The sequence below is a fragment of the Mycobacterium sp. IDUB_37 genome (genome assembly GCF_055419245.1).
The window spans coordinates 709,415-721,601 of sequence record NZ_JBVAXG010000001.1 but is presented as its reverse complement, the minus strand read 5'-3'; the positions used below and the strand labels follow the sequence as shown (position 1 = coordinate 721,601).

At 65.2% G+C, this 12,187-nt stretch carries 12 protein-coding genes; 6 read left to right on the top strand and 6 right to left on the bottom strand.

Features of this window, described 5'->3' with window-relative positions:
- Position 1 precedes the first annotated feature (1 nt).
- Positions 2-748, bottom strand: coding sequence for an SDR family NAD(P)-dependent oxidoreductase (locus ACZY1I_RS03385; RefSeq protein ID WP_463752840.1), 747 nt, complete (start codon positions 746-748; stop codon positions 2-4).
- Positions 745-1,992: an alkyl sulfatase dimerization domain-containing protein gene (locus ACZY1I_RS03380; RefSeq protein WP_463752839.1), complete on the bottom strand. Its 1,248-nt coding sequence runs from the start codon at positions 1,990-1,992 to the stop codon at positions 745-747. Before ACZY1I_RS03380 ends, ACZY1I_RS03385 begins: the two co-directional genes overlap by 4 nt.
- A 78-nt stretch (positions 1,993-2,070) precedes the next feature.
- On the opposite strand from ACZY1I_RS03380, the gene ACZY1I_RS03375 reads away from it, so the two are divergent.
- Complete coding sequence (locus ACZY1I_RS03375; protein ID WP_463752838.1) at positions 2,071-2,841, top strand: SDR family NAD(P)-dependent oxidoreductase; 771 nt, start codon at positions 2,071-2,073, stop codon at positions 2,839-2,841.
- 2 nt (positions 2,842-2,843) lie between these two features.
- Entirely contained in the window at positions 2,844-3,470 is a 627-nt protein-coding gene (locus ACZY1I_RS03370; protein ID WP_463752837.1) for a TetR/AcrR family transcriptional regulator, read from the top strand.
- A gap of 397 nt (positions 3,471-3,867) precedes the next feature.
- Here ACZY1I_RS03370 and ACZY1I_RS03365 read toward each other — a convergent pair whose 3' ends face one another.
- The gene (locus ACZY1I_RS03365) at positions 3,868-4,743 is read right to left on the bottom strand and encodes a 3-hydroxyacyl-CoA dehydrogenase family protein (RefSeq protein WP_463752836.1); all 876 of its coding nucleotides are present in this window, start codon (positions 4,741-4,743) and stop codon (positions 3,868-3,870) included.
- A gap of 232 nt (positions 4,744-4,975) precedes the next feature.
- Between ACZY1I_RS03365 and ACZY1I_RS03360 the strand changes: the two genes are divergently transcribed.
- Positions 4,976-5,812, top strand: coding sequence for an SAM-dependent methyltransferase (locus ACZY1I_RS03360; protein WP_463752835.1), 837 nt, complete (start codon positions 4,976-4,978; stop codon positions 5,810-5,812).
- Entirely contained in the window at positions 5,805-6,902 is a 1,098-nt protein-coding gene (locus ACZY1I_RS03355) for a DUF4185 domain-containing protein (RefSeq protein WP_463752834.1), read from the top strand. The genes ACZY1I_RS03360 and ACZY1I_RS03355 overlap by 8 nt, the downstream gene beginning before the upstream one ends.
- 6 nt (positions 6,903-6,908) lie before the next feature.
- Here the strand turns inward: ACZY1I_RS03355 and ACZY1I_RS03350 are convergent, their stop codons facing one another.
- Both ACZY1I_RS03350 and ACZY1I_RS03345 read right to left on the bottom strand, forming a co-directional pair.
- The gene (locus tag ACZY1I_RS03350) at positions 6,909-8,441 is read right to left on the bottom strand and encodes an aldehyde dehydrogenase family protein (protein ID WP_463752833.1); all 1,533 of its coding nucleotides are present in this window, start codon (positions 8,439-8,441) and stop codon (positions 6,909-6,911) included.
- Positions 8,442-8,552: 111 nt separating this feature from the next.
- Complete coding sequence (locus tag ACZY1I_RS03345; RefSeq protein ID WP_463752832.1) at positions 8,553-9,317, bottom strand: SOS response-associated peptidase; 765 nt, start codon at positions 9,315-9,317, stop codon at positions 8,553-8,555.
- 53 nt (positions 9,318-9,370) lie between these two features.
- Between ACZY1I_RS03345 and aroA the strand changes: the two genes are divergently transcribed.
- Both aroA and rsgA read left to right on the top strand, forming a co-directional pair.
- The gene (gene aroA / locus ACZY1I_RS03340) at positions 9,371-10,657 is read left to right on the top strand and encodes a 3-phosphoshikimate 1-carboxyvinyltransferase (protein WP_463752831.1); all 1,287 of its coding nucleotides are present in this window, start codon (positions 9,371-9,373) and stop codon (positions 10,655-10,657) included.
- The gene (gene rsgA, locus ACZY1I_RS03335; protein ID WP_463752830.1) at positions 10,654-11,640 is read left to right on the top strand and encodes a ribosome small subunit-dependent GTPase A; all 987 of its coding nucleotides are present in this window, start codon (positions 10,654-10,656) and stop codon (positions 11,638-11,640) included. The genes aroA and rsgA overlap by 4 nt, the downstream gene beginning before the upstream one ends.
- Here the strand turns inward: rsgA and ACZY1I_RS03330 are convergent.
- The gene (locus ACZY1I_RS03330; protein ID WP_463752829.1) at positions 11,627-12,100 is read right to left on the bottom strand and encodes a winged helix-turn-helix transcriptional regulator; all 474 of its coding nucleotides are present in this window, start codon (positions 12,098-12,100) and stop codon (positions 11,627-11,629) included. The genes rsgA and ACZY1I_RS03330 overlap by 14 nt on opposite strands.
- Positions 12,101-12,187: the final 87 nt, after the last annotated feature.

The window sequence follows — 12,187 nt, the reverse complement described above, 5'->3', positions numbered from 1 at the left end:
GTCAGACCGTCAGGTATCCGCCGTCGACGGCGATGGTGCTGCCGGTGATGTAGGACGCCGCGCCCGTACAGAGAAACAATGCGGCACCGGCGCAGTCCTCCGGGAGTCCGGGTCTGCCCAGCGGCGTATGGAACCCGATCTCGACGTCCATCACCTGTGGGATGCTCATCGCCGGGTGCGTCATGCGGGTGTCGATGAGTCCCGGCGCGATGGCGTTGACGCGGATTCCGTCGTTGGCCCAGCGACGGGAGAGATTCATCGTCAACGCGATCAGTCCCATCTTGGACGACGCGTATCCGGGTACGAAGACCGCCGACCGGAACGCCGACATCGACACGATGTTCACCACGCTCGCGCCGCCGGCGGCCTGGCTCTTTTTGAGCAGGTCATAGCACCGCATGGTGAGTCGCATCGGCCCGAACATGTTCTGCGCCACCGACGCGATGTATCCGTCGGGATCGTATTCGTCGCCTGCGGGATAGGGCCCGCCCGCGTTGTTGACCAGGATGTCCAGTTCGCCGACTGTTTCGACCAGCGCGTCGACGGACTCGGGTTCCTGGATCCGGCACTGCTGATAGCTGAAGGCACTCAGGTCATCGTCGTAATCTGCTGTGCTGCTGCGCGTTCCGGTGATCGTCACGGCGGCGCCCGCGTTGGCGAACTCGGTAGCGATGGCGTTGCCGATTCCGCTGGTGCCACCGGTTACCAGAACGCGGGCACCGGTGAAGTCGAAGTTGACCTTGTTCATTGAGCGGACCTCAATTCATCGATGTGCTTGGCGAGCCAGGCTTGTTTCCAGAAGTTGTCGGTGTCGGCCAGCAGTGCCTCGTGGGCGTCGGCGGCCACCGCGCGGGCCGGCCCGTGCGCGGGTTCGACGGCCAGCACCAGGTCGGTGAGATGCAACGCCTGCACCGGCCTGGCGCCGTCGAGGTGGGCGCGTGCCGCTGCGAGCAAGGCGTCGGCTCCGGCTGCCGTAACCACATCGGCCGCAACCGAATTCGGCGCTACCCCATAAAGCTCGGTGGTAGACCGGTGTTGAAACCACCCCGCGTACATCTCCCAGATGGCCCGCACATTCCAGGAGGTCTGACCGTAGCCCTCACCAATGTCGAACTCTGCCGGCACCGAAACCTCGCGCATCGCGGTGTACAGGTCGACTCCGGAGTTCATCATCTCGATGGTGCGGTCGTGCACAGCCTGCATCGCGTCCCGCATGGCGGTGACTTCCTCGGCGATGCGATCGGCGCCCTCGATGGGCGCGAAGTGCCCGGTGATCAGACGCTTCGGGCCATGCCCCAACACCGTGTTCAGCGATTCGATGTAGTGGACCGGGTCACGGTACCTGTCACCCCGGATGGTCATCAGATTCGGCACGTGACCGAACAGCGGTCCGAATAGGTTGCCGGTGAACAGGATTCGATCCGCCGGCAGCCAGACCACCAGTGAATCGGTAGTTTCCCCGCCCGGTGTCCACGTCAGCTCAAGGGTGCGGCCGCCGACGGTCAGTTCATGGTGGGTGTCGAACGTGGTGGAAGGCTCGGGGAAGGAGAAGTCGATGGTGGCGGGATCGATCGTCTTGAAGTGCTCGAGCATTGCCTGGCTGAACTTCGCAAAGGCGAACGATGTCTTGGGCACCCGGTAGCCCATCAGTCGTTCGTTGTCGTCGCGCCAGTACCGGTAATTGCGGTGCATGACGACGTCGGAGGTGTCGGGGTCGCGCAGCGAGTTGACCCCTCCCCAGTGGTCGGCGTGCCCCTGGGTGATGACAATCGCCCGGGTGGGGCCGGGTACATCGGCAAAAGCCTTGCGGTGCAACGCACCCTCGATCACCAGTCCGGTGTTGACGATCACCCGTCCGTCGTCGGTGGCGATCGCATAGCAGTTGGAGACACCGGGCGACACCCATACCTCGTCCCCCAGCGGTGTCGCAGCCGCACCTGTCGCTGAGGCCAGGTCACCAGCCCCGGGACGCTCTCGATAGATCCCGGCCACGACACACCTTCCTCTAGAACCCTAGAGGCGATCCTCTATAGATCTAGAGGTAAAGTCAATACGCGAGAGGGGCGACCGATGGGATTGCGCGGGCTTGGGGGCAGGGTTGTCGTCGTAGCGGGCGGCGGCACCGGTATCGGGGCGGCGACCGCGGCACGACTCGGCGAAGAAGGCTGTCGGGTACTGGTCGGTGACGTCACCGCCGAACAGGCGCAACGAACCGCCGAGCGCATCGTCGCGGCGGGCGGGACGGCGACCCACGCCGCTTTCGATCTCGCCGATCCTGCGACGGTTGCCGATCTGATCGATACCGCCGCAACGACTTACGACGGCGTCGACCTACTGTTCAACGTCGGCGCGGACATGTCGACATTGCGTGCCGACACCGATGTGGTCGACATCGAATTCGATGTCTGGGATCGCGTGATGACGGTGAGCCTGCGCGGCTACGTGGCGACCATGAAATACGCGATCCCGCAGATGCTTGAGCGCGGCGGCGGCGCGATCGTCAACATGTCCTCGGCGGCGGCCTTTCAGGGCGAACCAGCGAGGCCGGCCTATGCCACCGCGAAAGCCGGCATCGGAGCGCTCACCCGGCATGTGGCCGCCCGATGGGGCAAGGAGAACATCCGTTGCAACGCCGTCGCGCCGGGATTCACCGCCACCGAGGCCATCCGCGCCGTTCCCCAGTGGCCGCACCTGGAGGCGGGTGCACTCAAGCGCATCCGCGGAAACCGCGTCGGCGAACCCGGTGACATCGCGGCCCTGGTCGCCTTCCTGTTGTCCGAGGAAGGATCGTGGATCAACGGGCAGGTCATCAACATCGACGGCGGCACGGTGCTGCGCTGAGCATGGCCACCACTAGCACAGCCCGCAAACGCGACGGCGACGAGCGTCGGCGCGAATTGTGCGACGCCGCAATACAAGTGCTGGCCGAGCACGGATCGCGCGGCCTCACGCACGGACAGGTCGACCGCTGCGCCGGGATGCCGGACGGAACCACGTCGTACTACTACCGCACCAGAGCGGCGCTGCTGCGTGGCATCGGCAAGCGGGTCGCGGAGATCGATGTCACCAACCTGAGGTCGGTGATCGACCGGCCCTTTGACCCGGAATCGCCCTTTGCGCACCTGGCCGAACTCACCCTGCTGCAGGCCGAAGGCCGCGGACTCATGCTCAACCGGGCGCGCCATGAATTGTTGCTTGCGGCGGCACGCGACCCCGATGTCGCGGCGACCTCGGCCGACTTCGTCGCCCGCGTCAACGCCATGACCCAGGAGGCCGTCGCGCACCTGCAACCGGGCACCATCGACCCGGAACTGCTTGCCGCGCAGACCACGGCCGTCACGACCTTTATCGCCGGCGTCTTCACCCGCCTGGCCGCCGGCGACCGCACGATCTACGAAGCCGGCCAACTCAGCCGGTTGCTAGAAGCGGTCGCCACCGCGGTTGCATTGGCCGCGCCACGGTCACGCTGAGCCCCGCACACGTCTTCCAGCAGCACCGATGAACCCGAGTTGGCGTCGCGGGCAAGAGCCTCTTTCCTAGCTGTCCGATTCGATCTAGCGTTAGCTGTGGATCTCCACGCTGGAGTCCCGCGCAAAGGAATGGCAAGAAGTGAAGCGATCAATTTTCAGATCTGTTTTGGCGGGTGTCCTGGCTGTCTCCGCTTTGCTGACGACCGGTGTGGCCATCAGCAGCGCCGGCACGATGCAGACCGAGGGCTCCTATCCGAATCGGGAGGCTTGTCAGAACGCCGGCCCCGCCGTGAAAGCGTCGACGCCGCCCTTTAATTGGAACAACTGGTGGTGTGTCCCAGATCCGCAAACCATCGGCAACTGGCGGTTGGTTCTCAGCGACAACTAAAAACCCCGCTCAAGACCCCGAATAGTTGTAGAAGCCCTCGCCAGTCTTGATGCCGAGTTTGCCCGCGTCGACGTAGGACTGCAGCAGGTCCCGCACGCTCTGCGGCAGGTACGGAAACTCCTGGGCGTAATTGTTTTCGATGTCCAGCACCACGTCCAGGCCGACGATGTCCATCATCTGGAACGGCCCGGCCGGCACTCCCCAGTTGACCTTGAACATGCCGTCGACATCCTCCGGGCGGGCCACTCCTTCGGCGACCACGGCCAGCGATTCGCGCTTGATGGCGGCCCAGACCCGATTGAAGATGAAGCCGGTGCATTCCTTTCGCGCTTCGAACGGATGCACCCCGAATTCGGGCAGCACCGCCAGCAGCGTGTCCAGCAGGCCGCGGTCCGTCTCGCCATCGGACATCAGGTCGAGTGCGTTGAACGCGGGCGGCATGTAGAAGTGCGTGTTGCACAACCGTGTTTTGTCCCGGACGTTCTCAGCCATCAGCCGCGACGGGTACGACGACGAATTGGTGGCGAAGATGGTGTCCGGCGGGGCCGCCCGGTCGATCTCGCCCCAGAGCGGGATCTTGATGTCGAGCCGCTCCGGAACTGATTCGATCGCTAGCCAGGCACCGTCGAGCGCCTCCTCGAGCGAGCCGGTCCCGATCGCGCTGCCCACTTCGCCAAAACCTCTGTCCCGAACCAGATTCGGCAGACTGTCGGTCACGAACTGAGTGGCTTCGGCGCGCTGCTCGGCGCGACGCGCATAGATCCGTACAGTTCCCCCGCGGCTGGCGAGCATCAGCGCGATCCGGGGACCCAACGTCCCTGCGCCGATCACCGCGATAGGGCGGTGCTGGATTTCTTCGAAGGTGTACGTGTACTTACCGGTCACACAACGAATGCTAGGCGCGGGTCGGCCAGCCACTGAGTCGCCAACCGACAAAATTGCGACGATCCTTGTTTTTCGCGGACAAACCGCAAGAATCAAGTCCGGAATTCCTGTCACGAAGGGTGGGCCGAGCGAATGGCCAGAACTTCAGACGATTCCTGGGGCGTCGGCGAGAGTGTCGGTGCGACGGCGCTGGGTGCCGCCGAGTGGCGGGCCAGGGAATCGCGAGAACCCTTTGTTCACTGATTCTTTCGCGCAGCTGTTTCTGGATGCGGTGGCCGCGCGCGGAATTCAGAACTCGGAGTTCGACGAGGCATTGATGGCGCGCCTGCAGGAGACCGACCCGCACATCGTGCGTGGGGTGCGCGCCCAGCAAGGTTTCGTCGCATCGCGGACCAAGTGGTTCGACGATTTCTTTCTCGGCGCGATCGAGGAGGGGATTCGGCAGGCCGTGATCGTCGCCGCCGGACTGGACGCCCGTGCGTGGCGTCTGCCGTGGCCCAGCGACGCCGAGCTTTTCGAGATCGACCAACCAAAAGTGTTGGTGTTCAGGGACGAGACGATGCAAGACCACGGTGCCGTACCGGCCGTGCGGCGTACCGCGGTCCCGATCGACCTGCGTTTTACCTGGCCGGCGGCACTGCGGGACGCCGGCTTCGACTCCGGCAGGCCGACGGCGTGGTCGGTCGAAGGCTTGTTCGCCTACCTGCCGGCCAGCGCTCAGGGACTGCTGCTTGACCGCCTGCCTTCGCTGAGTGCTCCGGGTAGCCGGATGGCCACCGATGCACTGAACGCGGCGTCCTTTCTGCCCGAGTACCTCACCCGACTTGGGGCCTGGTTCAACCAGATTCGGGAAGTGATGAACCGCAACGGCGGGGATCTGCCCGACACCCCAACCCTCTGGTTCGACGAGGAACGCACCGAGCTGGCCGATTGGCTAAAGGAACACGGCTGGCAGGCCGAGGAAATCGAAGTGCACGATTTGATGGCCCGTTATCAGCGCGGGGTACCCGAGCAGGATGCCGCCGGCATTCCGCATTGCGTGCTTGTCGAAGGACGACTGGGTGTCTAAAGCCCTGAAGCCGGGCGAAGTTCACAATGTCGGCTCGGTGGCTGGCACGGGGGCGCCACCAATCGGCGATATCAACGCCACCGATCTGGGCGAGATCGTCCAGTTGCCGGACCGACGACTGGTGGCGGTCTTCGGCGATTCATTCACCGATGGCGTGGCAAGCGGTCAGCACTATCCGTCGGTGGCGGTCGAGGTGACCATCGACCCGGTGACAGGGCAACTCTCCTACGGCACGGTATTGAGCGGTCCCGCTGGGAGCGGCCGCGAGTTGTTCCCGATACCGCGAACGGTGCGAAGAGCGCACCCAGAGGCGACCTTCACCCTGCCCGCGGGAACGATCACCGCCGGCAAGACCTACCTGAAAGTGGCCGCGACCGACGGGCACCTACAGCCCACCGGAGGCTCGTGGCTGGTAGAGGTCAACAACAATCCCGGTGGTTCGTCCGATCAGGCGGACCCCGAACACGGGTGGACGGCGATCGACGGCTCGTACCGGCCGTGGAAATACCGTCGCACGCCGACAAAGGAAGAGCCGTGGCGAGTCACCGGGCGGTCCCGTAACGCTTCTACCCAGATCAGCGGTTATCGGGGTTCGGACGGCAAAGTACACATCGTCGCCAACTCATTCGACCGCAGTCGCGGCGTCACCCTGTACCGAGTCGACGATCCCGCCGAAGTCGCTGATCCCGGCACCTGGCGGCCGCTGCTGCGTGATGGAACCTACGGACGCCGAGGACGGCTGGCCACCGTGCCAATTTCGCGGCCCGGGGATCTTTTCGGCGAACTCAGTTTCCGGGAAATCGACGGTCGCCCAGTTCTCTCTGCGCTGAACCTCGGCGGCGCGGGCGTGGAGGTCCGCGTCGGCGCTCCCGGTCAACCCGAAGCAATCTTCAGCAGCAGACCCACGGTGGTCGGCGGCTTCGCGCCCGGTCCAGGCCATGTGCCGTATCCGTACAGCGGATTTATCGTCCCGGATGCCGACGGGAACATGCCCCGTTTGGACAGGATGGGAATCCTGGTCAGTCAGTGGACCCCGGCGGGTGATTACAACACTCAGCACGTGTGGGCCAACGTGACTCCGTCGCCGTAGCCACCGCTACCTCGGCTTGATCCCGAACCGCCGCGCACCCCGCGCCGCCGACGCACGCAACAGCCCCATGGCAAATTTCGTGCGCCGCCGCGACGCGGGATACCAGAGCACTTCTTTTGCTTGCGTCGGGATGCGCGGCGACGTAATCGCCTGTGCCCGGCAGTATTTGAGCAAGCCCGCGGCGCCGCCCAGACGGGTACCGATGCCAGACTGCTTCCAACCGCCCATCGGGAGATCGAGGGCAAATCCGTTCGACATCATGTCGTTGATGTTGACCCCGCCGACGTCGAGTTGCCGGGCGACGCGTTCGCCGCGCTCCTTGTCGCGGGTCCACACCGTGGCGGACAAACCGTAATTGGAGTCGTTGGCCAACCGGATCGCCTCCTGCTCGTCGGCGACCTTGACCACAGGGAGGGTGGGCCCGAAGGTTTCCTCGGTCATGCAGGACATTGATTGGTCGACGTCGACCAACACCGTCGGCTCGAAGAATGTCCCGGTTCCGGTCGGCTTGCCCCCAGTCGTCACGCGGGCGCCGCCCGCGACCGCCTCGTCGATGTGCCGTTGCACGATGTCGCGCTGTGCGCTCGTTGCAAGCGGCCCGACGTCGAACGCAAAATTGCGGCCGTCCTTGCCCTGCCGCAGCACGCGGACCTTTTCAGTGACCTTGGCGACGAACTCGTCATACACGGGCGCCTCGACGTAGACCCGCTCAACGGAGACACAGGCCTGCCCTCCGTTGAACATGCCACCCCACACGATCCCGTTGGCGGCACGTTCGAGGTCGGCGTCGGCCAGCACCAGGGCCGGGTCTTTGCCGCCGAGTTCGAGGCTGTAGGGAATCAGCCGCTGTGCGCAGGCGACCGCCACTTTTCTCCCGGTCGCCGTCGACCCGGTGAACTGCACGAAATCGACGTTGTTGATAACGGCGGCACCCGTCCCGCCCGCCCCGGTCGCCAGTGCAAGTACCGGCGGGGCGCCGATCTCGGTCCACCCGCGGACGAATTCGACCGAGGACAGCGGCGTCACTTCCGACGGCTTGAGCAATACCGCGGCGCCGGCGGCCAGGGCCGGTACGGCGTCCATCAACATCATGAACGGGAAATTCCACGGGGTGATCACGCCGACCAGCGGATAGGGCCGGTAGGTCGTGGTGAGTTTTTTGGTCACCGCCATCGGATTGAAGGATCGCGGATGTTGGTCGGCAAGGAACTGCTCCGCACGACTGGCAAAGTAGTCGAGCACCGTGGCAATGAGGGGCGCTTCGATGCTGGCGTCAGACCGTATCTTGCCGGCCTCGGACTGCACCACGTCGGTGATGCGCTCGGCGTTGTCCAGAATCCAGTCCTGCAGCGCCAGCAGCCAGCGTTCACGGCCGCGCGGACCCATTGCTTCCCATTCGGGCTGGAAAAGGCGCAGCTCACGGGCCTTCTGGGCAACCGCGTCCGGCGTCTCGATGGGAACGGCGCCGACGACGGATTCGTGTGCGGGATTGCGGACGGTAATCGACGCCGAATCGGTCTTGGGCTGCACAGTGGTCATCGACGACCCTCTCTCCGGTTGATCCCCCGCAACCGAAGCATCTCACCGCACCAACGGGCTGCCTAGAGTAATCGGCTACTCCTTCCTTCCCCGGGGGCAATGGCCGGCGGCCTACAGCAGCGTGATCTGCTCGGGCTCGGGCGTGGCCGGCTCCAGCAACTCCGGCCCGTTGTTGCGGATGCTGTTGACCAGCTTCGACACCTCGCGCAGTTCGATCTGGCTGGCGTCCGGCGGCCTCGACAGAAAGTCGGGATCCAGCGCGGCGTCCGGGTTCAACCACGCATCCCAGTCGGCCTCGGCCAACATCAATGGCATCCGGTCGTGGATCTCGGCCAACTCCCCCACCGCGTCGGTGGTGATGATCGTGCAACTCAGCAACGGGCTGGCCTCCTTGTCGGCCTTCCATACCGACCAGAGCCCCGCGGCGAACAACGGTTCGCCGTCACTTCGGTGCATGAAGAACGGCGTTTTGCCCGCTTTCTTGCCCGCCCCCGGCTCGGCGTTGACCCGCCACTCGTAGTAACCGTCCATCGGGATCAGGCAGCGCTTGGACTTCGCGCTGCCGCGAAAAGCTGGTGAGGTCGCGACCTTATCTGCCCGCGCATTGATCAGCAGCGGGCCTTTGTTGTTCGGAGAGCCGTCTTCATCGGGCTTGACCCACGGCGGGATCAGGCCCCAGCGCATCAGCCGCACCCGGCGGGTGGCCTCGTCCTCTGGCTCGTTGTGCCTGGTCACCACGGTCGCGACCTTGGTGGTGGGAGCTACGTTGTAATTGGGCTCAGACGATCGATCCGAGGCGCCGGTGGCCTCGTCGATCGCTTTGATCTTCTCGGCCAGCAGTGCTGGATCGGTTGTCACCGCAAAACGCCCACACATCACTCCATGTTGGCAGATGTGGCCGACAAGGCGGGACAAGGGAAGATGGACCAGTGAGCGCATGGCAGGCCCCGTCCATACCGACAGCAGTGCACGCGACCGTGACCGTTCCCGGCTCGAAATCGCAGACCAACCGGACCCTGGTGCTTGCCGCCCTTTCGGCCGCTCAGGGGCAGGGGACCTCGACCATCACCGGCGCACTGCGCAGTCGCGACACCGACCTGATGATCGGCGCCCTCGCCACGCTGGGCCTGAAAATCGAGGGTGACGGCTCCGAATTGACGCTCAGCGGCGGTATTGCACCCGGCCCCGACGCCCGGGTCGACTGCGGCCTGGCCGGCACGGTCCTGCGGTTCGTCCCACCGCTGGCAGCGCTCAGCGCACTCCCGGTCACCTTTGACGGAGACGAGCAGGCCCGCTCACGGCCGATCGCACCGCTGCTGGAAGCGATGCGTGGCCTCGGCGTTCCCGTCGACGGGACCGGGCTGCCGTTTCGGGTGCAGGGCAGCGGTTCGGTTGCCGGCGGCACTGTGGCGATCGACGCGTCCGCCTCATCGCAGTTCGTGTCCGGCCTGCTGCTGACCGGAGCTTCGTTCACCCAGGGACTGACCGTGCAACATACGGGTGCTTCGCTGCCGTCGGCGCCACACATCGCGATGACGGTGGCGATGCTGCGCCAGGCGGGCATCGAGGTCGACGATTCGGTTGCCTACCGCTGGCAGGTGCTGCCGGGCACGGCGGCGGCCCGGCACTGGGAGGTCGAACCCGATCTCACCAATGCGGTCGCGTTCCTGGCTGCGGCCGTGGTCACCGGGGGCGCGGTACGCATCACCGGCTGGCCGCAGACCAGCGTGCAGCCCGCCGAGCACATCCTTGATGTCCTGAAGAAACTGAATGCCGTTGTCAATCAGAGTGATTCGACCCTCGAAGTGCAGGGTTCCGAACAGTACGACGGCTTTGAGGTCGACCTGCGCGACGTCGGCGAGCTGACTCCGGCGGTGGCGGCGCTGGCAGCATTGGCCGCGACGGGATCGGTATCGCGCCTCACCGGCATCGCCCACCTGCGCGGACACGAGACCGACCGGCTCGCCGCGCTGAGCGCCGAGATCAACCGACTGGGCGGCGACTGCCAGGAAATCGAAGACGGCCTGGTGATCACCGCAACGCCTTTGCGACCCGGCCTGTGGCGCGCGTACGCCGACCACCGGATGGCAATGGCGGGCGCGATCGTGGGGCTGCGAGTCCCCGGAGTCGAGGTCGACGACATCGCCGCCACCACCAAAACGCTGCCGGAATTTCCGCAACTGTGGGCAAAGATGGTCGCGGGGACCGCCGGTTGAGGGAGTACGACGAGTCAGACGTCAAGGTCCGGTCCGGTAAGCGGACGCGGCCCCGGACCAAGACTCGTCCGGAGCACGCCGATGCCGAGTCCGCCATGGTCGTCAGCGTCGACCGTGGCCGCTGGGGATGCGTGCTGGGCGGGAGCCCCGATCGCCGGGTAACGGCCATGCGCGCACGGGAACTCGGCCGCACCCCGATCGTGGTCGGCGACGACGTCGATATCGTCGGCGATCTGTCCGGGCGGACCGACACCCTGGCCCGCATCGTGCGGCGGGGGCCGCGGCGAACGGTGCTGCGGCGTACCGCCGATGACACCGACTCGACCGAACGGGTTGTCGTCGCCAACGCCGACCAACTCTTGATGGTGGTCGCGCTGGCCGACCCGCCACCACGCACCGGATTGGTCGACCGCGCGCTGATCGCCGCCTACACCGGCGGGCTCACGCCGATTCTGTGTCTGACCAAGACCGATCTCGCTCCGCCAGAGCCGTTCGCCGAGCAATTCGTCGACCTGGACCTGACGGTGGTGGCCGCCGGCGTAGACGACCCACTGCTCGCGGTGGCCGAGTTGCTGCCCGGCAAGATGACCGTGCTACTCGGACATTCCGGGGTGGGCAAGTCAACGCTGGTGAATCGCCTTGTGCCAGAAGCAGATCGGGCGGTCGGCGTCGTCACCGACATCGGCCGGGGACGACACACCTCGACCCAGTCCGTCGCACTACCGCTGGGTGATTCTTTGCCGGGTTCCGGTTGGGTGATCGACACTCCGGGCATCCGGTCATTCGGGTTGGCACATATCAAGCCCGACGACGTGCTGCTGGCATTTTCCGATCTGGCCGAGGTGATCGAGGACTGTCCGCGGGGTTGCGGACACATGGGCCCGCCCGCGGACCCCGAATGCGCTCTGGACACCGTTACCGGGGCCGCCGCTCATCGCGTCGCGGCGGCCCGACGGCTGCTCACTGTCCTCAAAGAGGCTTGACCAACCGCATGCCGAGTTCGTCGGGTGGCACCAGATGCCCTTCAGTACAACGAATTTCGACATCAGCGTCAGCGTCACAGCCCAGATGGGTGAGACGCAGCCGATGACGGCCCGGCAGATGACGCTGCCCCCACTGGAACATTGACCACACCACCGGCATGAAATCGACGCCGGCCTCGGTGAGCACGTACTCGTCGCGGCTGCGTTGTCCCGGCTCCTGATAAGGCTGACGGGTCAACAGTCCGAGTTCTACCAGTTCGGCCAACCGCGCCGAGGTCGCGGCCTTGGTGATGCCCACCCGGCGGGCGAAATCGTCGAACCGGGTAGTGCCGTAGTAGGCCTCACGCATGATCAGCATGGCGGACTTGGTTCCGACGACGGCCATGGTCTTCTCGACCGCACACTCCCCGATCGCCGACCACGCATCCCGATCGACGAGCGGCCCCTGCAGCATTGTCATCTAAATCACCTCCGGTCTGGGTTGTATTCAGTATACCCAGGTGTTTACCTAGGTATAGAGCTAAATACTCAGCTCGTGACTCAAGGA